This window comes from Coriobacteriaceae bacterium, from assembly GCA_025993015.1.
GTDB lineage: Bacteria > Actinomycetota > Coriobacteriia > Coriobacteriales > Coriobacteriaceae > Collinsella.
Genome location: DAJPFV010000001.1, coordinates 107,373 through 128,590, shown reverse-complemented (window position 1 = coordinate 128,590; position 21,218 = coordinate 107,373). Strand labels below are relative to the sequence as shown.

Below are 21,218 nucleotides of genomic sequence, written 5' to 3'. Positions count from 1 at the left end.
CTATGGAGCTGAAGATATCGATCGTGACGTGCTCGGATACGCGCGATCTAGCCCAGGACGAGGCGGGTGCTGCACTCGAGGAACTTATCGAGGCACAGGGCTGGACGGTCGCCTCACATGTGGTCGTGCGCGACGACGTCAGCGAGATTGGTGATGCCGTTGTGGAAGCCGCCGATGGGTGCCACGCCAACGTCGTGCTCACCTGCGGCGGTACGGGGCTTTCGATGCGCGATGTGACGCCCGAGGCGACGCGTGCCGTCTGCGACCGCGATGTGCCGGGTATTGCAGAGGCAATCCGTGCGTACTCGATGACCAAGACACGCCGCGCCATGCTCTCGCGCGCTATTTGCATGCAACGAGGTCATACACTTGTCGTAAACTTTCCCGGTTCCACGAAGGCCGCCCGCGAAAGCTGGGAGGCCATAGCGGACCAGCTGGAACATGCGGCCCAGATGACGGCGGGCGGCGGACACGCCAAATAAGCGCACTACCTGCGGCGGAGCGACCTTATCGGTCGCTCCGCCTTTGTTTTCCGCCGAAGCGACGCCGAGGGGTACGGTACCTCGAAACTATATTCTCTAGCGAGAATAATTTCTCACTACCATTATTCGCACGGAAGTATAATCTGATTGCAGATTAAAGCCTGCGGCGGGGTGCCCGGGCATAGCGTTCGAAAGGGTTGAACATGTTCGATATGGTTTCTCGCCGCGGATTCGTCTCGCTCTCTGCTGCCGTCGCTGCCGGCCTTGGTCTTGCCGGCTGCTCGGGCGGCAAGACGTCCGAGCCGGCCGGATCCGATGCTGGTTCTGCTAAGGCATCTTCCAAGAAAGCTGTCGAGCTGCAGGTCTTTGCCGCCAACTCGCTCGAGAAGGCGCTCCCCGAGGTCCAGGAACTCTATACCGAGCAGACCGGCACCACCTTTGCCGACACGCAGTTTAAGGCCTCCGGCGACCTTGTCGAGCAGATGCGCGCCGGTGCCGCCGTCGACGTGCTCATCACCGCTTCCAAGGGCACCATGGATGACGCTGAGACCGCCGAGCTCGTCGACGTCGATACGCGTGAGGACATGTTCGTCAACGACCTCGTGATCATTCGCGCCGAGGGCTCCGACACCAAGGTCGAGGCCATCGCCGACGTCGCGAATCTGGACGGCAAGATCGCCATTGGCGACGCTAAGACTGTTCCCGCTGGCAAGTATGCCAACCAGGCGCTGGCTTCCGTGGGCCTTTATACCGGCACCGAGGGCGACGATGGCGAGTATGCTCCCGAAATCGCCGACAAGGTCGCGCTGGCCGATAAGGTGGGCACCGCCGCCGCTTATGTGTCCACAGGCGACTGCGTGGCCGGTTTTGTCTACAGTTCTGACATCTACCGCTACGACGGCATCGAGGAGGCCTTCGTGTGCCCCGAGGATTCGCACAAGCCCATCGTGTATCCGGGTGCCGTTGCCGAGAGCTCCGAGCACGCCGACGAAGCCAAGGCGTTCATCGACTTCTGTCTGACCAACAAGAAGGCTCAGAAGATTTGGGCCAAGTACGGCTTTGAGCTTTCCGCGTAGTGCGGCTTGGCGCGATAATTCCATCGTTTTGTGTTTCACTCCGTCCTTGTATTCGCTTGGAGCTTTTCGTGCTTAATAGATTCCGCATGCTTGTCGCCTGTGCTTTGACCTTCGCGCTTTGCTGGGTGCCAGGATTTGCGTTTGCTGGGGACACTGAGGACGGGGCCCAGGTTGCTGCGACCGCTCATGGGCTTTCCTATGGGATCGAGGGTTTTGAGCGGTTGGCCAGGGGGACCGCTCGTGCCATGGAGGGCCAGCCTGAGGGCTACCGGTTTCCCGTTGACGAGGACGTGGACCTTGTAGTGGCACCTGCTGCCGATCGCGTTGTGGTGTGGATATCGCCCAAGGCGGTCGAGAAGTATGGATTTGATCCGCAGGATAACGAGTGCGTATCGGGTCTCAAGGCCCTCGTTTGTAAGCTCGACAGCGCAAACTGCATGGGAGGTGCGCAGCTAGGGGACGTGGATCTTCCTTGGTATGTCACGGCGGAAACAACGTTTGATGCCGGCGGGTATACCTATGGCTTTGACGAGCGCGGTGCGGATGGGGACCGCTATGTGGTGATTGCATCAGCCTCGGGTGATGCCAAGGGCGGCGCGCGTTGGCTTGATAGCGCTCAAATGGTAGAAGCATCGTCCGTCGTGTTGCGGGATGAGCAGGGGCCCTTGACCTCTCTGGCCTCCTTTTTGGGCGACATCGACTATCGCCCGCTTTGGGTGTCCATTAAAACGAGCGGCCTTGCCCTGCTGATCTCCTTTGCGCTGGGCCTGTTTGCCGCATGGAAGACCATGGGTACGACGAGTCGCATCAAGGGCCTGCTCGATTCGGTCTTTACGATTCCTATGGTGCTGCCGCCCACGGTCTGCGGCTTTCTGCTCCTTATGCTGTTTGGCCGCTCGACCGGGGTGGGCCAGTGGCTCATCGCGCACGGTATCTCGGTTGTCTTTACCTGGCCGGCGGCGGTGATCTCTGCCGTGGTGGTGTCGTTCCCGCTCGTCTACCGCACGGCGCTCGGAGCCTTCGAGAGCCTCGACACGCAGATGCTCGATGCGGCGCGAACCCTGGGATGGTCCGAGCGCCGCATCTTTACCAGGCTTATGATGCCGCTCGGCTGGCCCTCGATTGCCGCTGGCACGGTGCTCGCCTTTGCCCGTGCGATGGGCGAGTTTGGCTGCACCCTGTTTTTTGCGGGCAACTACGCCGGCATTACGCAGACCATTCCCATCGCCATCTATTTTGAGTGGATGGGCGGCAATACGTCGGTGGCCCTCTTTTGGGTCGTTGTCGTAATCGCGTTCAGTTTCCTGGTCATTCTGTTCATCAATATGTACACGGCGCATTCGCAAAAGTACCGCGAGCGGGGCCTTTCCCGTGCGGAGCGTAAGCAGGCCAAAGATCTCGCCGGACAGGGTGATTCGCTCGACCCGGCGGGCGGTGATGCCTTGCGTATCGATCGCGAGGCACTGGCCGAGCTCATGCGCGATGATGCCGCATTACAGGGAGGTCGATAGGCCATGTCGCTCGTTCTGGATATTAAGAAACGTTATCCCGGGTTTGTGCTCGACATGCAGCTTGAGGCCGGCGAGGAGCGCGTGGCCTTGCTCGGTGCCTCCGGATGTGGCAAGAGCTGCACACTGCGCTGCATTGCCGGCGTGGAGACGCCCGACGAGGGCAAGATCGTCGTCAACGGCGTGACCTTTTTTGACTCGGCGGCTGGCATCAACCTGTCACCCCAGGAGCGAAAATGCGCCCTGTTGTTCCAAAACTATCAGCTGTTTCCCAACATGACGGTGGCCGATAACGTATGCGCCGGTGTAAAGGATGCTGGCGACGCCGCCGCGCGCAAAAAGCTCGCCGAGCGCTATCTGGGCATTTTCGGTCTGGCCGATTTTGTCGATCGCTACCCCGCGCGACTCTCGGGCGGGCAGCAGCAACGCGTGGCGCTTGCCCGTATGGTGGCGGCGCACCCGGGCATTTTTATGTTCGACGAGCCCATGAGCGCACTCGATGCGTATCTCAAGAGCGCGCTTGAGCAAAACATGCTCGACCTGTTCGACGTCTGCAACCGTACCGTGCTCTATGTGAGCCACGACATCGACGAAGCGTGCCGCCTGTGTCAGCGCATCTGCGTGATGCACGACGGGCATGTTGAGGAGATTGGCTCCATCGAGGACGTGGTCCGTCGTCCGCAGACGCTGGCGGCACTGCGCCTGACGGGCTGCAAGAACACAAGCCGGGCGCGCAAGATCGGCGACGAAGAAGTTGAGGCCCTCGACTGGGGCATGACCTTTAACGTGGGTCGCGAGGTTCCCGATGATGTGGCGTACCTGGGCATTCGCGCAAGCTACTTCCATGTTGACAATCGCGCGGAGCGGGGCCGCAACAGCTATGATTTGCACGTGGCCCGTGTGAGCGATTCGCGCTTTGAGCGGCTGGTGCTGCTGGACGTGCCGCGCGTCGATGCGCCCACACGTCTGCAGTGGAAGGTCAACAAGGTGGGCGTGCCTGTCGACGAGCTGCCGCAAGCAGGCGAGACGCTGCGCATGCACTTCGATGCGAGTAAGATCCATTTGGTTTGTCGATAGCGCCGGGTAATGCCGTCGGGGATATAAGCCTCGGCGGCTTTGTCTTGCCGTTCGCCGAATGATGGATGACAAACTCTTATCAACGCAGATAATTATTTATTAAACGACGGCACACGACGCTGTCGTACGAATGTCAACGGTGTTCGCATGGTCGACGACCGTTGATATAGTTGACCTTAACTTGTAAAGGAGGGTGCGCATATGCCGCAGACGACATACATTCGCCGCGTTGCCGCGCGCGCCCTATATATGGCTCGGAGTCGCATATGAGCAGGTATGTTCACGGCTCCGGGCGAGACGACGCACAACTAAATAATCAGCTGCAAAGCAGGTTCCCCAAAATTCCGGGTTTGAGCACGGCCGGGCAATCGCCGTCCGTCGTGCATCGATACCGCTGTTATCCGTTTTTGGTTCGAGAGGGGAACCGTCATGGCTGAAGAATTTGATTTCCATCCGATGTGGGAGAGCCTCGGCATGAATCTTGCCGACCACGACATGCTGCTGGGCGCCGTGGGCCAGATGTACGGCGATATGTTCCTGACGCAGAATAATCGCCCCAAGTCCACGTCCTACCTGGATTTTGTCGCCACCAACATCCACAGTGGCCGTATTAAGGAGATGCTCGACAAGAAGGAGGCCGGCGAGGCCACCAAGATCGTCGGTTCGTTCTGCGTCTACGTGCCCGAGGAGATCGTACTTGCCTGTGACGGCATTCCTGTGGGCCTGTGCTCGGGTGCCGACTGGGCGACCGACAAGGTCGAGGAGCATCTGCCGCGCAACACCTGTCCGCTCATTAAGAGCTTTGCCGGCTTTAAGCTGGGCGAGGTCTGCCCCTACATTGAGTCGAGCGACCTGGTGGTGGGCGAGAACACCTGCGATGGCAAGAAGAAGGCCTACGAGTTCTTTGCCACGCAAAAGAACATGTACGTCATGGATATCCCCAACGTGCACGACGAGTCGACGCTCGTGACCTGGAAGGCCGAGGTCAAGAAGCTCGCGGCCAAGATCGAGGACGAGTGCGGCGTCAAGATTACGCCCGAGCGCCTGAAGGCTGCCACCCACGCCGTCAACGAGAAGCGTCGCGCCCTGCAGCGTCTGGCTGCGACCCGCGCTGCCGATCCGGCGCCCATCAGCGGTCTCGACAGCCTGCTGACCGTTCAGGCCGCCTTTATGGATGACACGCCGCGTCTGACCGGCGCCATTAACGATATGGCGGCTGAGTGCGAGCAGCGCGTTGAGGCTGGCGAGGGCGTGGCGCCCAAGGGCACCAAGCGCATCCTGTACACCGGTACGCCCATGGCCGTGCCCAACTGGAAACTGTTCAACCTTATCGAGAAGGCCGGCGGCGTTGTGGTAGGCGAGGAGTCCTGCACGGGCTCGCGCTACTACAAGGACCTGGTCGACGAGTCCGGTGAGACGGTCGACGAGATGCTCGACGCCATCGCCGAGCGCTACTTTAAAATCAACTGCGCCGTCTTTACGCCCAACGACCAGCGTATGAAGGACATTGTCCAGATGGCCAAGGACCTGCATGCTGACGGTATCGTCGACGTGGCCCTGCAGTTCTGCACGCTCTACGAGATGGAGTCGTTTGCCGTGGAGAAGGCCGCCGAGGAGGCGGGCATCCCGTTTATGCACATCACGACCGACTACGCCGGCGAGGATGCAGGCCAACTGCAAACCAGGATTGAGGCTTTCTTGGAAACCATTTAGGGCTATATCCGTCCCGGCGGCTTCCCCAGGCATCCGATCTTGCCGTTCAAACCGTCGCTTGCGTACCAAAGTACGCGGCGACTCCTCTTTCACGGCAACCTCGGGCACCTGGGAAAGCCGTCTCCTTGGTTGGTTAAAAGGTTTGTTAAGGAGTTATATGTCGGAAAATATTGAGCAGCCGTTGCCGCGCACGTTTGAGGAGTTCAACGAGCAGCGCAAGGCGGCGTTTATTCGCGTCAAGGATTATAAGCAGGCGGGTAATCGCCTGGTCGGCTTTTTGTGCAGCTATACGCCGCTCGAGATTATTGATGCCGCGGGGGCCGCAAGTGTCGCTCTGTGCGGTACGTCCGATGAGGTGATTCCCGAGGCCGAGAAGGTACTGCCGGCAAACCTCTGCCCGCTCATCAAATCGACGTACGGTTTCGCCTATTCGCAAAAGTGCCCGTTCACGTACTTTAGCGACATGATCATCGGCGAGACCACCTGCGACGGCAAGAAGAAGATGTACGAGCTACTCAACGAGCTCAAGCGCACGCACATTCTGCACTTGCCGCAGGGTCGCGATCGCGCCTACGAGCGCGAAGGCTGGTACGAGGAGTGCCGCCTGCTCAAGGAGGAGCTCGAGAACTTCTACGGTATTACGATTACTGATGACGACCTGCGCGCCGCCGTCCGTCGTCGCAATCGCCTGCGTGCTGCCCAGCTCGAGATGTTTGCGCTGCAGGCCAACCAGCCGGCGGCCATGAGTGGCGTCGACCTGATGAGCACTATGTTTGCCGGTACGTTCAGCTTTGATATCGAGGCTTATACGCAGCAGCTGGAGCAAAAGGTCGTCAAGCTGCGCGAGGCCTACGACGCGGGCGAGCGCCCGGTTGCGGCGGATGCCAAGCGCATCCTGATCACCGGTTGCCCGGTGGGCGGCGTGATCAACAAGATCGGTCGCACCATCGAGTCCAACGGCGGCGTGGTCGTGTGCATGGACGATTGCTCGGGCGAGCGCACGGCGGCCATGATGATCGACCCGGACGCGCCCGACATTCTGCGCGCCATCGCCGACCGTTACCTGGACATCAACTGCTCGGTCATGACGCCCAACGACGGTCGTATGGAAAATACGCTGGCCATGTGCGAGAAGTATCACGTTGATGGCGTGGTCGAAAACGTGCTCCAGGCCTGCCACACCTTTAACGTGGAGAGTGCTCGCATGCAGGAGGCTGTCGAGGGCGCGGGTATTCCGTATATGAAGATCGAGACCGACTACAGCAACGGCGACATGGGTCAGATCGAGACCCGCATCGCCGCCTTCATCGAAACCCTCTAGGTTTCTCAGGCACCGGATTTTGCCCCTCAAACCGTCGCTTGCGTACCCAAAGTACGCTGCGCTCCTCTTTCGGGGCAATCTCCGGCACCTGAGAAACCTAGAGCTAAGGCGCCTGAACGCGCCGTTACCTTTGATGTTTAGATTGGGAGAGAGCCATGATAGGGATCGGGATCGATATCGGGTCTACGGCGGCTAAGGCTGCTGTGGTCGACGGGGAGGGTTCGGTGGCGTGGACGTGCGTGCAGCCAACCGGGTTCTCCTCGGTCGATGCTTCCGAGCGGTTGCGCGAGGCACTGGCAGCGGCGGGTTATGACCTGACGGGTGACGATGTTCGCGTGGTCGCGACTGGCTACGGCCGTGTCGCCGTGCCCTATGCGCACAAGGTCGTGACCGAGATCACCTGCCACGGTACCGGTGCCGTGCGCCTGTTTGGCGATCACGGTACCGTGATCGATGTGGGTGGTCAGGACACTAAGGTCATTACGATCAAGGGCGGCCGCGTGGCCAAGTTCGCCATGAACGACAAGTGCGCCGCCGGCACGGGGCGCTTTCTGGAGATCATGGCCGACCGCCTGGGCATTACCCAGCAGCAGATGGCCGACCTTGCGCGTTCCGGCGAGCCCACCAAGATATCCAGCATGTGCACCGTGTTTGCCGAAAGCGAGGTCATCAGCCTGATCGGTCGCGGTGAGCCGCGCGAGAACATTGCGCGTGGCGTGATCGAAAGCGTCGTGTCGCGTGTGGCGACTATGGCCGGGCAGGCGGAGGGTGCTCCGTACTACCTGACGGGAGGTCTGTGCGAGAACACCTACGTTGTGGAGCGGTTGGCCGCGCTGCTGGGGTCACCAGTGACTACGTCGCCCCAGGCCCGCTTTGCTGGCGCCATCGGCGCGGCGATTCGCGCACGGGCGCTCAATTAATGCATCCGTCGCAGGCTCGCATTCATGCGTATACTGGGAGAAAATGATTGCCCGATGAGAGGAGGTATCGATGGCTGACGATCAGATTAGGCTCACGTCTATGACGGCCGCGAGCGGTTGAGCCGCTAAGTTGGCTCCCGGAGCCCTCGCCCAGGTCCTGGGCGATTTACCCAATGTGCATAACGACAACTTGCTCGTGGGGTTCGATACCTCCGACGATGCGAGCGTCTTTCGCGTAGGGGAGAACCTGGGGCTCGTGCAGTCCATCGACTTCTTTCCACCGATGGTCGACGACCCGTTCCTGTTTGGCCAGATTGCCGCGGCCAACTCGCTGTCGGACATCTACGCCATGGGTGGACGACCGAGCCATGCCATGAACCTGCTCTGCATACCCAGTTGCCTGGGCGTTGAGGTTGCCGGCCAGATTCTGGCGGGCGGCGCCGACAAGTGCGTCGAGGCGGGTTGCTCCATCGCGGGCGGTCACACCATCAACGACGACGAGCCCAAGTACGGCTTGTCTGTGAGCGGCTTTGTCGCGCTCGACCGCATGCTCGCCAACAGCGGCGCGCACGTGGGCGATGTCCTGCTGCTGACCAAGGCGATCGGCTCGGGCATCATCACCACGGCCATTAAGGGCGAGCTTATCGAGCAGGACGAGGCCAGCCGGATGTTTGATTCTATGCGCACCCTCAACGAGGCCCCGATCCGTTTGGCCGAGGGGCTCGAACTTCACGGCTGCACCGACATTACGGGCTTTGGCCTGATCGGGCATGCGTGCGAGATGGCCGAGGGCTCTGGCGTGCAGATTGAGCTTGCGTCGGGGGCGGTGCCGCTCTTTGACCAGGTGCTCGACATGGCGCGTCTGGGCATTATCCCCGCGGGCTCCTACCGTAACCAGGACTTCTTTGGCCCGCGCGTGACGGCCGACGAAGACCTGGAGCCGGGCATGCTCGACGCGCTGTACGATCCGCAGACCTCGGGCGGTTTGCTCATCGCGGCGCCTGCCGCCGATGTGGATGAGCTTGCGCGCCGTCTGCATGCCGAAGGACGTATTGCCGCCGCCGTCGGTCGCGTGTGTGAGCCGGTGCCAGGCGGTCCTGCCGTCCACGTTGTCCGTTAACGACACGTTTATTGAGCTATGTACCGCTCTAAAACGATTTATTCGAAAGGAAAAACTATGTCTACCAAAATTGAAGTCAATGCCATGGGCGATGCCTGCCCGCTGCCCGTCGTCAAGACGCTTAAGGCGCTCAAACAGCTTGATGGCGAGGGTGCCGTGGTGACCTCGGTCGACAACGAGACCGCCGTCAAGAACATTTCCAAGATGGCGCAGGAGAAAGGCTGCACGGCCTCGGTCGAGAAGGTTTCTGACGCCGAGTGGCACGTGACCGTGGCGACCTCTGGCGCCGTTGCCGTGGCCGATCCCGAGCAGGATGGCGCTGTCTTCTGTAATGCCAGCGCCGGCAAGGGCAAGCTCGTCATTTCCGTCTACACCGACTGCATGGGCCGCGGCGACGATGAGCTGGGCCACAAGCTCATGAAGGCCTTCATCTTTGCCGTGACGCAGCAGGAGGAGCTGCCCGCGACTATGCTGTTTTACAACGGCGGTGCCAAGCTCACCGTCGAGGGCTCGCCGGTGCTCGATGACCTGAAGGGCTTGGCGGAGCAGGGTGTCGAGATTCTCACCTGCGGTACCTGCCTGGACCACTTTGGCATTAAGGACCAGCTTGCGGTGGGCGAGGTCACCAACATGTACGTGATCGTGGAGAAGATGGAGCAGGCCGTGCGCGTCGTGCGCCCGTAGCGTATTGGTTGGAGTTGCCATGAGGGAGAAGCGCCCGGCGCTTGTCATCACGTTTCCCACCACGGCGGCCGCCATGGGTTGCGAGTCCCTGTGCATCGAGCGCGGTCTTCCCGGGCGGACGATTCCCGTGCCCGGGGAGGTCGCTGCCGGCTGCGGTTTGGCGTGGAAGGCGTTGCCTGTCGATGAGGAACTGCTGCGCGGCGAACTCGCCGAGGCGGGTGTTCCCACCGAGGGCTATACCGTGATTGATATGTGGGAGGTCGTGCGATGATCTATCTGGATAACGCGGCGACGACCATGCACAAGCCGCAGACGGTCATCGATGCCGTGACGCAGGCGATGTGCTCGCTCGGCAATGCCGGGCGCGGCGCCACGTCGGGTCCCCTCGATGCCGCTCGTACGATTCACGCTTGCCGTGCCAAGCTCGCGCGCCTTTTGGGTTGCCCGAGGGCGGACCATGTGTGTTTTACGCCCAACTCCACCGCGGCGCTCAACACCGTTATCAATGGCGTGGTGCGCCCCGGCGACCGCGTGGTCACGACGGTGCTTGAGCACAACTCGGTGCTACGTCCGCTCAACCGCTTGGCGGCAGAGCAGGGTGTTACCGTTGAGCATACGGGCTGCGACGCGAACGGCGTGCTCGACTATGACGAGCTCGAGCGGTTGGTCACGCCGGCCACGCGTGCTGTGGTGGTGACGCACGCCTCCAATGTGACCGGCAATGAGGTCGACATTGCGCGCGTGGCTGTCATGGCCCATGCGGCCGGCGCGCTCGTGATCGTCGATGCCTCGCAGTCTGCCGGCACGGCGCATATCGATATGCAGGCCATGGGGCTCGACGTGGTGTGCTTTACCGGCCACAAGGGGCTCATGGGTCCGCAGGGGACCGGCGGCCTGGCCGTGGCAGAGGGCATTGACGTGGCGCCGTGGGCCATGGGCGGCACGGGCGTGCACAGTTTCGATGCGTTGCAGCCGCTTGAGTGGCCCACGCGCCTTGAGGCGGGCACGCTCAACGGCCACGGCATCGCGGGCCTTTCTGCCGGCCTTGACTATATCGAGGCGCAAGGCGGGGTCGAGGCGATTGCTTCCCGCGAGCGTGCGCTCGCTGATCGCTTTCTTGCCGGTGTGCGCGAAATCCCCGGCATTGCGCTCTACGGTGCGTTTGACCGGCCCGTGCGCTCGGCGATCGTCTCACTCAACGTAGGCGATATCGACTCTGCCGAGATCTCGGATGCGCTCATGCAAGGGTGGGGGATTGCGACGCGCCCCGGCGCCCATTGCGCCCCGCTCATGCACCGTGCGCTGGGGACCGAGCGCCAGGGCGTCGTCCGCTTCTCGTTTGGGTATTTCAACACGGACGAGGAAGTCGACACCGCGATTGACGCTTTGCGCGATTTAGCCTGCTAGAGCGTATATACTTGCGGGACGGGTGTTTTTGCCCGTCCCGTTTTTGTTTCGACCCGAAAGGTGGTCCCATGGCTTCATCCGCCCCGCGCGGTCTGCGCTCCGACCATGTCGTCACCGTCGGCATCGCCCTGTTCTCGATGCTCTTTGGCGCCGGCAACCTCATTATTCCGCCGCTGCTGGCGCTGCAGGCAGGTTCTGCCACGCCGGTCGCCATGCTCGGCTTTCTGATTGCCGCCATCGGCCTGCCCGTCATGGGTTTTATCGCCGTGGCGCTTGCTGGAACGGCGCGCGAGCTTGCCGGCCGCGTGCACCCCAAGTTTGGTGAGTTCTTTGTCGCGGCGGTGTATCTGGCCATCGGCCCGTGCCTGGCCATTCCGCGCACGAGCTCCACGGCCTTCGAGATGCTGGTGCCGCTGCTGCCCGAGGGCGTCTCGCTCGGCACGGCTCGCCTGGTCTTTGCCATCGGGTTCTTCGTGGTCGCGTTTGCGCTCACGCTGCGCCCGGGTGTCATCACACGCGTACTCGGTCGCATTACGGGCCCCGCGCTCATTGCGCTCATCGTGCTGGTCGTGGGTGCTGCCGCGATCTCGCCTCTGGGACCGGCTGCCGCGCCTCAGGCTCCCTACGATGCGGGCGCCGCCGTGCAGGGCTTCCTGACCGGCTATCAGACCATGGACCTGCTCGCGTCGCTCGCCTTCGGCATCATCATTGCCGAGACCATCCACGAGTTGGGTGTTACCGATGACAAGCGCGTGGCCTTCGAGATTTCACGCTCCGGTGTGATCGCCGGTGTGCTCATGGCCGTCATCTACTGCGGCCTGGCGCTTGCCGGCATGCAGCTCGGCACGGTCATGCCCGATGCCACTAACGGCGCCGCCATCCTCGCCCGCTCTGCCTCCATGCACTTTGGCCTTGTCGGCACGGTCGTGGTCTTTGCAATCTTTTTCCTCGCCTGCATGAACGTGTGCATCGGCCTCATCAGCTGCTGCTCGCGTTACTTCTGCGAGACGTATGTGGTTAAAGGGGGAGCGGAGGCTTCCGAGGAGGCCATGCGCCGTCCCTTTGCGGTTCTCGCCTTTGTGTTCGCGGCGTTTTCGTGCGTGCTCTCCAACGTGGGCCTCGACATGATCCTCATGTTCTCGGTGCCCATGCTCAACGCTCTGTATCCCGTCGCCATCGTGCTGGTGCTTATGGGCCTGGTGCATGGTTTTTGCGATGCGCATCCGCAGGTGTGGGTTTGGGTCGGCGGCGTTGTCGCGGTGCAGAGCGTAATCACTTCGGTCCGCGATGCGTTCTTTGCTGGCGCGTGGCTGCCGTTCGATGCGTTGCCGCTGGCAGACATTGGAGCCGCGTGGGCGCCGTTCGCCGTGGTGGCGTTTGTGATTGGTCTGCTCCACAGCCGGTTTGTCGCACATTCGAGGAGCTAGAACATCGCCGCTTGCACAGGCGGGGAGTCTCCCCTATAATTTCCTTCGCTTTGGGACACGCAAGGTTTAGACCTTAGCTGCTCAACACCTTCGGGACGTGGCGCAGTTTGGTAGCGCGCCTGCTTTGGGAGCAGGATGTCGCAGGTTCAAATCCTGTCGTCCCGACCATATCTTGCGGGCGTAGTTCAATGGTAGAACCCCAGCCTTCCAAGCTGATGACGCGGGTTCGATTCCCGTCGCCCGCTCCATAGGATAGTTTTAACGGCTCTGGCTCCATTTGGTGCCAGAGCCGTTTTCATATACATGCCGGGGACCCCACATCCCCTCCTAAGTTGCGGTGAAATAGTTCCTGGATTAGCCGCAAAAGCTGTTATCCAGGAACTATTTCACCGCAACTTATTGAGGCCGAGCGGGGTGGGTCGATGATGGGTTCTGTTATCGAGAAGATGAGGACAGCCGGTCAGGAGTCTGCGTAGGGTTTTGTGGTTGGTATACCGTAGCCGCGCATCATGGAGCCGAATGCTTTGACATCGTAGGTGTCTGAGAGCTTGAAATGAATGACGTTGTGGCCCATGGCGCGCAGGTTCGCGTCGCGCATGAGGGCAGCTCGATAGGTTTTTGCCGCAGTATGTTCCGGATCATTTTGGGACTCGTCCTCGAACTTGCCTAGTCCATGCAGCTCAGCCAGCATCCAAGAGCCGTTTGGCATCTGCCAGCCGTAATCTGCCAAATAATAGCCGGCGTTTCCCGGTCGAGTGATTTCAACCTGAAGTTCGGGTGTGGCAACTCCCGCCAGAATCATTGCCGCCCGTGCTTCGGATTCTCCACCGTTATCCGATCTGCCATCCATATGTTCAAAAACGTCAAATGCGCGTGCGATGCCATGCAGTCCGCGGCAGTTCGCTTGTGCATATGCACGCAATTCTTCACGCTCGACACCGTACTCACGAGCCAACCCGTCGACATAGCCTAGTGCATATCGGAAAGCGCTCGTTCGGGCGATGTCGACCACCGTGCGGTACGGATCTGTCAACGTAAACGGACCGAGCTGCCACACTTCGCCCGCCCGCCAGCGACGATACTCAACGAATTCGTACGTATCGCGCCTGGTGGCTCGCGGCAACAGAACTTGTACCTTATCGAGAAGTGTGTGTGCCGAACCGATACCATAGAGCAGAGCCGCGGTCGCCCCACAAAATACCGCTTCGGGTTCAACGACCGCAATGGCGGATGCCAGCTGAAAAATGCGGTCTTCTATACCAAGGTCATTCCAGTATGCAGGGTCGGCATAGACGTGGTTATAGAGTCGAACGATCATTTGCTTTTGCATGAGCGAGTAGGCACAACGTTCGTCCCATTTTTCGGTGGCAATAAACAAGCGTCCGTCATGATGGGCCCCGAATACCGAGAAGAAAAGCCTTGTCTGAGATTTGGAACAGTGATCGGCCTTACCCATTAGCGACCCCATGTCTCGAGGATGAGCGAACGATACCACGCTATCGCATATTGATTTCGCTGAACCTTGCCATGAGCTGACCAAAAGCTTGACGCCGCAGCTCAGAAGGTTAGACCCGACCAAAAGATATCGGTAAACGGTTGTCAGGGGCCTTTCAGCGGTGTTGAAATCTGCCCTTACAAAAAGTTGCGGTGAAATAGTTCCTAAATGGCCGTCAGAAGGGCAAAAAATAGGAACTATTTCACCGCAACTTAGGAGGGGATGGGGTTGAGGGGCGGGGCGGTGCCGCTGTTTGTCGATTAGCTGCGGGGGCGGTGGCGGAGTTTGTCGATGGTTCTGTCGGTGGCGTGATTGCGGGCGTCGGCGACTTTTTGGCGCTGATTGCGGTAGTCGATCATGCCTTGGATAACCGGCTTGCCAAAGCTCACGACATCATCGTTGTAGATGGCGGTTCGGGCTGCGAGGAGGCAGTCGGTAAAGTCCATATGGGTCTTGCCAAAGAGCTTGACGGCAAGGGCGACAACGGTGGGCTCGTCGACCATGACGTCATCGAGCAGCCTTTTCATGGCCGCAGCAATCTCAACGCGGGGAACCTTATAGACGTCGCGCAGCGTGACCACGACGCGCGTGATGATTTCGGGATAGACACGAGCGGTGCGCGTGGCGATGACCTTGGCGGCGCGCGGTGACAGGACTTCGTCGTCGTCAAGCAGGTAGCGTAGGATGACGGTCTCGTCGATGATGGTGCTACTCATGGATATCTACTTCCTCGGGACCCAAAATCGAATCGTCGCTTTCTGTGGCAAGGTATTCAATCCAGGCATTGCGCTCCTCGGAGCGGCGATTGGGGTCACCGTATGCTTTGAGCGATCCATAGGCGGCGGTGCCGTCCTTTGAGCGCACGGCGACCGGCTGAAAGGGGAGCTTGCGCATCAAAATGCTCTGCGCGACAAATAGACGGACGGCCTTGGCGAGCGATGTGCCCATGGCGTCGTAGAGATGTTCGGCATGCTGCTTGTCTTCCTCGCGAATGCGCACCTGCAGGATGGCTCGTTTTTGAGTCGATGACATCACTGGCCCCCTTAATGAGCGTGCAATATAGTCGGTCAAATGCGGCATGTGCCGATACTTGAGCATCTTATAACGATTACTTTATTTCGCTCAAGTAAATAACCATTAACTTGAATACAAGCGTAGTACATCTAAAATGAGAGCGCGTAAAAATCTCTGAGGCGTACGCATGTAATACACTCACCTTTATAGCTTCTAGAGAATAATTCCAACCTGCCAAAACCCCTGCAATACACCCGTATTGCAGGGCCTATGCTCAAGTTTGCCCCCTGCAACTGCGTATATTTAACCTGTATATCGTTGGAGGAATTCTATCGAAGTGCCTGTTTCGCCGCATGCACTCGATACGCCGATGCCGGACCACGGGCGGTCCGGGGCAACGTCGGCAGGGTCTCTCCGGCATGGGATTCAGGAGGGAGTGAACAACATGGGCAATAAACGAGTCGTGGCTGATTCTTCACGCTGCATTGGGTGCCAAACCTGTATGGCGGCGTGCATCGAGGCACACGATATTCCCGGCAACATCGCCGCACCTCGCTTGCGCGTAACGCGCACCTACGAGATTTCCGCGCCGGTGGCATGTCACCACTGCGAGGACGCTCCGTGCGCCAAGGCCTGCCCCACGGGTGCCTTGTTCTTTGATCCAAAGAACCATCGCATCGGCGTCAACGAGGACAACTGCATCGGCTGCAAGAGCTGCGTCATGGCCTGCCCCTTTGGCGCCGTGAGTGTGGCGACCACGCAGGTCCCCGTCTTGATGGGCGACGTGCGCGTGGGTTCGCAGACCAAGAGCTTCGTGCTCAAGTGCGACCTGTGCGTGGACCGTCCCGGCGGTCCGGCGTGTGCCGAGGCGTGCCCGACCAAGGGCCTCACCTTGGTAGACGAGGAGCGCCTGGCAGAACTGACTGCCGAGCGTGCCCGCGCCACCATCGAAAACGAGGCGTAGCCGGGCGGCCATACAGGCCCAACGATTGTCAAATACGTACCGATTAATCGGTAGCAGAGAAAGGAAGGAGGGTGTCATGGAGAAGCATAAAGTGATCTGCCCGTACTGCGGCGCCGGTTGCCAGTTTAACCTCCTGGTCCAAAACGGCCAGGTCGTGGGCACCGAACCGCTCAACGGCATCACCAACCAGAGCGAGCTGTGCCTTAAGGGCATGAGCGGCTACGACTTCATCAACGACACCAAGATCTTGACTCCTCGCGTACTGCACCCGATGATCCGCCGCACTAAGGGCGCGGATCTTGAGCGCGTAAGCTGGGACGAGGCACTGGATTTCACCGCATCTAAGATGCAGGCCATAATTGACGAATATGGTCCTAACGCTGTCATGACCACCGGCTCTTCGCGAGGCGGCGGCAATGAGGCGAACTACGTCATGCAGAAGTTTACGCGTGCGTGCATCGGCACCCACAGCGTGGACAACTGCGCCCGTACTTGACACGGCCCTACTGTCCTCGGTCTGATGGACACGGTTGGTTCAGGTTGCATGTCATGCTCCATCCCCGGTATGGAGGATGCGGGCTGCATTTTCCTCTTCGGCTATAACCCTGCCGATTCGCACCCCATCGTCGCAAGGCGTATCGTGCGAGCCAAAGAAAAGGGTTGCAAGATCATCGTCGCCGATCCGCGCCATATCGAAACCGCGCGTATCGCCGATCTCTACCTTCCGATCAAGAACGGTTGCAACGTTGCGTTCCTCAACGCCTTTGCCAACTGCTTGGTCAACGATGGCCTCTACGACAAGGAATTCGTCGCCGAGCATACGAACGGCTTTGACGAGTGGTGGGAGACCATCAAGAACTACACTCCCGAATCCGTACAGGACATCACGGGTGTCGAGCCCGCGTTGATCCACCAAGCTGCCGAGATGTACGCCACGGCGAAGCCCTCTGCCATCATTGGCTGGGGCATGGGCGTATGCCAGCAGAAGCAGAACCTGAAGACGGTGCACACCATCGCCTCCATCGCCTGCGTTGCCGGCCAGATCGGCAAACCCAATTCCGGCCTCGCGCCCGTGCGTGGTCAGAACAACGTCCAGGGCTCCTGCGATATGGGCATGCTGCCCAACCTGTACCCTGGCTACCAGAAGGTCACCGACCCGGCTGTGCGTGCCAAGTTTGCCAAGGCTTGGGGCGTGCCCGAGGAAAAGCTCCCGCTCGAGGAGGGCTACAAGCTCACCGACCTGGGCCACCTGGTCGACGAGGGCAAGGTGCACTGCTTCTACAACTACGGCGAGGACCCGGTGCAGACCGAGCCCGATTCGGCCGGTATGCGCAAGACGCTCTCCGAGCTGGATCTGTTCATTTGCCAGGACATCTTTATGACGCAGACGACCATGCTCGCCGACGTCATCCTGCCTGCCACCTCTTGGGGCGAGCACGAGGGTGTCTTTACCGCATCCGACCGTAGCTTCCAGCACTTTGACGCGGCCGTTCCGCCCAAGGGCGAGTGCCGTCACGACTGGGAGATCTTCGCGGACCTGTCTACGCGTATGGGTTACCCCATGCACTACGACAACACCGAGCAGATCTGGAACGAGTGCATCAGCCTGTGCCCCAACTTTGTGGGCGCAACCTACGAGAAGATGGCTCCCGAGGGCGGTTACGCCCAGTGGCCGGTCAAGAGCACCGATGTGAACGACCACGGTACGCCCGACATGTTCGCTGGTGGCAAGTTCACCACCAAGGACGGCCGCGCCAACCTGATGGCGCACGACTGGGAGGCGCCCTCCGAGCTTCCCGACGATGAGTACCCGCTCATTCTGTGCACCGTTCGCGAGGTCGGTCACTACAGCTGCCGCTCGATGACTGGCAACTGCAAGACGCTGGCGCTGCTCGCCGACGAGCCCGGCTTTGTCCGCATGAATCCCGCGGACGCCCAGGCGCGCGGCATCAAGAACGGCGACATCGTCTCGATTCACAGCCGCCGTGGCCAGGTATACAGCCGCGCCGACGTGAGCGACCGCATCAACAAGGGCACGGTCTATATGACCTACCAGTGGTGGATCGGCAAGTGCAACGAGCTGACCATTCACAAGGTCGACCCGGTCTCGCATACGCCCGAGGACAAGTTCTCCGCCTGCCAGGTCGACGCTATCGCCGACCAGGTCTGGGCTGAGGGCGAGGTGGAGCGTCAGTACACCGAGCTCAAGCAGGCTCTGGTGGACGCCGCCGCTCCCCAGGACGTTGAGCCCGGCGCCGCCAAGTTCGATGACGAGACGCACGTGAACCAAATCGTGTAGTCCCGTTCTCGTTGGCTTTTTGGGCCGGGCGTCCCGTACGTTCGGGAGCCCGGCCCGTTATTTTGAAAGGAAGTGGGGATGAACCGCTTCATCGACATCAACCCGGAGAGGTGCATCGCTGCGGAACATGCCAGTCCGCCTGTGCCGACGCCCACCGGATGCAGGGTCTTCAGGATACGCCGCGCTTGGCGCTCGTGAAGACCGGCGGTATTTCGGCCGCCCTTGCCTGCCACCATTGCGAGGGTGCCCCCTGCGCCGAGGTTTGCCCGGTGAATGCCATCGAGCACGATGGCGATCGCATCCACGTCAAGGAGCAGGAGTGCATCGGGTGCAGGCTGTGCGCCATCGCGTGCCCCTTCGGAGCCATCCATCCCGATGGCACGTCTATCGCCGGTGTCGCAGGCATGTGCGACCCGACGCCTTCGTATCCTAAGTCCCTGAGCAGCCTGCTTACGTGGGCTCCTGGTCAGTACACCTGCGCTGTCAAGTGCGACCTGTGCGCATTCGATCCGGACGGCCCGCATTGTGTGGCGGCGTGCCCTACCAAGGCGCTGACCGTCATGGGTGGCGCGGCCGATCGCGAGCTCGACGAGGCCAAGCGCCTGCGCTCGATCGAAAACGGTCCGGTCGTCGACGTTACCGCTGTGGCCCAGGGCCTGTCCGAGAAAGCAGAAGGGAGCGTAAACAATGGATAGCATGACGCTGTTTATCGCATCGCTTGCCGTCTCGTGCATCGGTGCGCTCGCCTCGGTTCTGCTGATCAAGGCCGATAACGTCGCCAAGACCGCCGGCTGCCTAATCGGCGCCGTCGCCGCGGTGCTTTCGTTTGTGGCCGGTATCCAGGCCGTGCTGGGCGATGTCACGTCGGTCGACACCATCGTGTTCTTCCCGTTTGCCCATTTCCAGCTGCTGCTCAACCAGCTGTCCGGCCTGTTCGTGGCGCTCATCTCGGTGCTCGCGTTTGCCGGCTCGATCTACGGTCTCAACTACTTTGATGAGTACCCGGGCAAAAAGGGCCGCGCCGGCTTCTTCTTTAACACCTTTGTGGCGTCCATGATGCTCGTCATCACCGCCGACAACGTGTTTTGGTTCCTGGTCGCCTTTGAGCTCATGTCGCTGACCTCGTACTTCCTGGTCGTGATCGAGGAGAACGAGAACTCCATCCATGGCGGTTGGCTCTACTTTGTGATCGCGCACGTGGGCTTTGTGCTCATCATGGCGAGCTTCCTCACCATGACCAACTTCGCCGGCGGCTCGTTTGCCTTTGCGGATTTCCGCGCTACGCAGTTTAGCCCCGCGGTCGCATCCGTGTGCTTTGTGCTCGCCTTCTTTGGCTTTGGCGCCAAGGCCGGTATCATCCCGCTGCACGGCTGGCTGCCCAAGGCGCATCCCGAGGCGCCGTCCAACGTGTCGGCCCTCATGTCCGGCGGCATGATCAAGATCGGTATCTTCGGCATCCTCAAGGTGGGCCTCGACCTGCTCTCCGCCTCGGGCGTTCAGGTCTGGTGGGGCCTTATGGTCATGGTCTTCGGTGCGATCTCGTCGATCCTCGGCGTGGCCTTCGCCCTGCAGGAGCATGACATCAAGCGCCTGCTGGCCTATCACTCCGTCGAGAACATCGGCATCATTCTGCTCGGCGTCGGCGCCTCCATGGCCGCTATGGCGCTCAACTCGGTCGGCATCGCCGTCCTGGCTCTGATGGCCGCCCTCTACCACACGTTTAACCACGCGATGTTTAAGGGCGAGCTGTTCTTGGGCGCCGGTGCGCTGCTGTACTCCACGGGTACGCGCAATATGGAGAAGATGGGCGGTCTGTTCCGTCGTATGCCGGCTACGGCCATCTGCTTCCTTATTGGCGCGCTTGCCATCTCGGCCATCCCGCCCTTCAACGGCTTTGTGTCCGAGTGGTTTACCTACCAGTCGCTCTTTAACGCTGCCATGCAGGGCGACAAGGCCGTCATGATCGTGGCCGTGTTCGCTGCCGTCGCGCTTGCCATTACCGGCGCGCTGGCTGTCACATGCTTCGTCAAGGCCTATGGCGTCTCCTTTGCCTCCGCGCCCCGCTCCGAGGCCGCGGCCAATGCCAAGGAGGTTCCCGCCCCCATGGTGTTTGCGCAGGGCCTGCTCGCGGCCATCTGCGTCGTGCTGGGCATTGGCGCTCCCGTGATCGCGCCCGTGCTGGTCGATGTCGCTGCGTCCGTGCTGCATCCGTACGGTGGCGTGTTTGCCGCCGAGGGCATGGAGCTCATGAACCAGTACTCCGGCGCTGCCACCTCCACGCCCGCGATCGCTATTGCGCTCGTGGTGCTCGTCGGCCTTGCCTGCGGTTATCGCAAGCTCAAGACCGTCGGCAAGGTGCAGAAGTCCCAGCCGTGGGCATGCGGCTATGCTCCCAACGAGCATATGCCCGTCGTGGCCACGACCTTTGCCTCCGAGGTGTCCTGGTTTATGCAGCCGCTCTACACGCTGCGCGACCGCTGCACGGCCGTCTGCTGGTCCATCGCGCACTTCTTCCAGAAGCTCACCGGTGTGGCCGAGGCTGTGGAGCCCGTACCCGACAAGGTTCTCGTCGATGCCCCGCATAAGGGTGTCGAGAAGCTCGCCGACCTCGCGACTAAGCTCGAGGGCGGCAACTACAGCATCTATATCTGCTACATCGTCGCGGCACTCGTGGTGTTCCTCGTGCTCGCCGTGCAAATGGGTTAAGGAGG

The 21,218-nt window shown here is 60.7% G+C and carries 19 protein-coding genes and 2 tRNA genes; 18 read left to right on the top strand and 3 right to left on the bottom strand.

All coding sequences use genetic code 11. The features are described 5' to 3' along the window. Positions 1-2: 2 nt before the first annotated feature. The 14 genes from OIL77_00565 (at position 3) to OIL77_00500 (ending at position 12,983) form a co-directional block, all read left to right on the top strand. The gene (locus tag OIL77_00565) at positions 3-482 is read left to right on the top strand and encodes a MogA/MoaB family molybdenum cofactor biosynthesis protein (protein ID HJI43919.1); all 480 of its coding nucleotides are present in this window, start codon (positions 3-5) and stop codon (positions 480-482) included. Positions 483-685: 203 nt separating this feature from the next. Beyond that, complete coding sequence (modA, locus tag OIL77_00560; GenBank protein HJI43918.1) at positions 686-1,558, top strand: molybdate ABC transporter substrate-binding protein; 873 nt, start codon at positions 686-688, stop codon at positions 1,556-1,558. A 68-nt stretch (positions 1,559-1,626) separates the two neighbouring features. Beyond that, positions 1,627-3,069 carry a molybdate ABC transporter permease subunit gene (modB, locus tag OIL77_00555; GenBank protein ID HJI43917.1) on the top strand — a complete coding sequence of 481 codons (1,443 nt, stop codon included), beginning with the start codon at positions 1,627-1,629 and terminating at the stop codon, positions 3,067-3,069. A 3-nt stretch (positions 3,070-3,072) separates the two neighbouring features. After that, entirely contained in the window at positions 3,073-4,143 is a 1,071-nt protein-coding gene (locus OIL77_00550; GenBank protein HJI43916.1) for an ATP-binding cassette domain-containing protein, read from the top strand. Between the two features lie 429 nt (positions 4,144-4,572). Beyond that, positions 4,573-5,856, top strand: a complete 1,284-nt coding sequence (locus OIL77_00545; protein ID HJI43915.1) for a double-cubane-cluster-containing anaerobic reductase — start codon at positions 4,573-4,575, stop codon at positions 5,854-5,856. Positions 5,857-6,013: 157 nt separating this feature from the next. Further along, entirely contained in the window at positions 6,014-7,177 is a 1,164-nt protein-coding gene (locus OIL77_00540) for a double-cubane-cluster-containing anaerobic reductase (protein HJI43914.1), read from the top strand. A gap of 155 nt (positions 7,178-7,332) precedes the next feature. Then, on the top strand, positions 7,333-8,097 hold the full coding sequence (locus OIL77_00535) for an acyl-CoA dehydratase activase (GenBank protein ID HJI43913.1): 765 nt from the start codon (positions 7,333-7,335) through the stop codon (positions 8,095-8,097). Between the two features lie 70 nt (positions 8,098-8,167). Continuing rightward, complete coding sequence (gene selD / locus OIL77_00530) at positions 8,168-9,217, top strand: selenide, water dikinase SelD (protein HJI43912.1); 1,050 nt, start codon at positions 8,168-8,170, stop codon at positions 9,215-9,217. Between the two features lie 57 nt (positions 9,218-9,274). After that, entirely contained in the window at positions 9,275-9,901 is a 627-nt protein-coding gene (yedF, locus tag OIL77_00525) for a sulfurtransferase-like selenium metabolism protein YedF (GenBank protein HJI43911.1), read from the top strand. A 19-nt stretch (positions 9,902-9,920) separates the two neighbouring features. Beyond that, positions 9,921-10,172, top strand: a complete 252-nt coding sequence (locus OIL77_00520; protein ID HJI43910.1) for a DUF3343 domain-containing protein — start codon at positions 9,921-9,923, stop codon at positions 10,170-10,172. Continuing rightward, on the top strand, positions 10,169-11,308 hold the full coding sequence (locus OIL77_00515) for an aminotransferase class V-fold PLP-dependent enzyme (GenBank protein HJI43909.1): 1,140 nt from the start codon (positions 10,169-10,171) through the stop codon (positions 11,306-11,308). Before OIL77_00520 ends, OIL77_00515 begins: the two co-directional genes overlap by 4 nt. Positions 11,309-11,376: 68 nt before the next feature. After that, the gene (brnQ, locus tag OIL77_00510) at positions 11,377-12,735 is read left to right on the top strand and encodes a branched-chain amino acid transport system II carrier protein (GenBank protein ID HJI43908.1); all 1,359 of its coding nucleotides are present in this window, start codon (positions 11,377-11,379) and stop codon (positions 12,733-12,735) included. Positions 12,736-12,826: 91 nt separating this feature from the next. After that, positions 12,827-12,903 (top strand) — tRNA-Pro (locus tag OIL77_00505). A gap of 6 nt (positions 12,904-12,909) precedes the next feature. Beyond that, positions 12,910-12,983 (top strand) — tRNA-Gly (locus tag OIL77_00500). Positions 12,984-13,195: 212 nt separating this feature from the next. Here the strand turns inward: OIL77_00500 and OIL77_00495 are convergent. The 3 genes from OIL77_00495 to OIL77_00485 form a co-directional block, all read right to left on the bottom strand. Then, on the bottom strand, positions 13,196-14,191 hold the full coding sequence (locus tag OIL77_00495) for a hypothetical protein (protein ID HJI43907.1): 996 nt from the start codon (positions 14,189-14,191) through the stop codon (positions 13,196-13,198). Between the two features lie 299 nt (positions 14,192-14,490). Next, a complete protein-coding gene (locus tag OIL77_00490; protein HJI43906.1) occupies positions 14,491-14,946 on the bottom strand; it encodes a hypothetical protein in 456 nt (151 codons plus the stop codon). Next, positions 14,939-15,262 (bottom strand): type II toxin-antitoxin system RelB/DinJ family antitoxin, encoded by a 324-nt coding sequence (locus OIL77_00485; protein HJI43905.1) that lies wholly within the window; start codon positions 15,260-15,262, stop codon positions 14,939-14,941. Before OIL77_00485 ends, OIL77_00490 begins: the two co-directional genes overlap by 8 nt. A gap of 427 nt (positions 15,263-15,689) precedes the next feature. Between OIL77_00485 and OIL77_00480 the strand changes: the two genes are divergently transcribed. The 4 genes from OIL77_00480 to hyfB all read left to right on the top strand — a co-directional run bounded on the left by OIL77_00480 (position 15,690) and on the right by hyfB (position 21,213). Beyond that, positions 15,690-16,208, top strand: coding sequence for a 4Fe-4S dicluster domain-containing protein (locus tag OIL77_00480; protein HJI43904.1), 519 nt, complete (start codon positions 15,690-15,692; stop codon positions 16,206-16,208). 76 nt (positions 16,209-16,284) lie between these two features. Further along, positions 16,285-18,507 carry a formate dehydrogenase subunit alpha gene (fdhF, locus tag OIL77_00475; protein ID HJI43903.1) on the top strand — a complete coding sequence of 741 codons (2,223 nt, stop codon included), beginning with the start codon at positions 16,285-16,287 and terminating at the stop codon, positions 18,505-18,507. 158 nt (positions 18,508-18,665) lie between these two features. Then, the gene (locus OIL77_00470) at positions 18,666-19,202 is read left to right on the top strand and encodes a 4Fe-4S dicluster domain-containing protein (GenBank protein ID HJI43902.1); all 537 of its coding nucleotides are present in this window, start codon (positions 18,666-18,668) and stop codon (positions 19,200-19,202) included. Continuing rightward, positions 19,195-21,213 (top strand): hydrogenase 4 subunit B, encoded by a 2,019-nt coding sequence (gene hyfB, locus OIL77_00465; protein ID HJI43901.1) that lies wholly within the window; start codon positions 19,195-19,197, stop codon positions 21,211-21,213. The genes OIL77_00470 and hyfB overlap by 8 nt, the downstream gene beginning before the upstream one ends. Positions 21,214-21,218: the final 5 nt, after the last annotated feature.

Coding starts and splice junctions, on each gene's coding strand:
- OIL77_00565 (HJI43919.1), top strand. CDS start 3: ATGGAGCTGAAGATATCGATCGTGACGTGCTCGGATACGCGCGATCTA.
- modA (HJI43918.1), top strand. CDS start 686: ATGTTCGATATGGTTTCTCGCCGCGGATTCGTCTCGCTCTCTGCTGCC.
- OIL77_00550 (HJI43916.1), top strand. CDS start 3,073: ATGTCGCTCGTTCTGGATATTAAGAAACGTTATCCCGGGTTTGTGCTC.
- OIL77_00545 (HJI43915.1), top strand. CDS start 4,573: ATGGCTGAAGAATTTGATTTCCATCCGATGTGGGAGAGCCTCGGCATG.
- OIL77_00540 (HJI43914.1), top strand. CDS start 6,014: ATGTCGGAAAATATTGAGCAGCCGTTGCCGCGCACGTTTGAGGAGTTC.
- OIL77_00535 (HJI43913.1), top strand. CDS start 7,333: ATGATAGGGATCGGGATCGATATCGGGTCTACGGCGGCTAAGGCTGCT.
- yedF (HJI43911.1), top strand. CDS start 9,275: ATGTCTACCAAAATTGAAGTCAATGCCATGGGCGATGCCTGCCCGCTG.
- OIL77_00520 (HJI43910.1), top strand. CDS start 9,921: ATGAGGGAGAAGCGCCCGGCGCTTGTCATCACGTTTCCCACCACGGCG.
- OIL77_00515 (HJI43909.1), top strand. CDS start 10,169: ATGATCTATCTGGATAACGCGGCGACGACCATGCACAAGCCGCAGACG.
- brnQ (HJI43908.1), top strand. CDS start 11,377: ATGGCTTCATCCGCCCCGCGCGGTCTGCGCTCCGACCATGTCGTCACC.
- OIL77_00495 (HJI43907.1), bottom strand. CDS start 14,191: ATGGGTAAGGCCGATCACTGTTCCAAATCTCAGACAAGGCTTTTCTTC.
- OIL77_00490 (HJI43906.1), bottom strand. CDS start 14,946: ATGAGTAGCACCATCATCGACGAGACCGTCATCCTACGCTACCTGCTT.
- OIL77_00485 (HJI43905.1), bottom strand. CDS start 15,262: ATGTCATCGACTCAAAAACGAGCCATCCTGCAGGTGCGCATTCGCGAG.
- OIL77_00480 (HJI43904.1), top strand. CDS start 15,690: ATGGGCAATAAACGAGTCGTGGCTGATTCTTCACGCTGCATTGGGTGC.
- OIL77_00470 (HJI43902.1), top strand. CDS start 18,666: ATGCAGGGTCTTCAGGATACGCCGCGCTTGGCGCTCGTGAAGACCGGC.
- hyfB (HJI43901.1), top strand. CDS start 19,195: ATGGATAGCATGACGCTGTTTATCGCATCGCTTGCCGTCTCGTGCATC.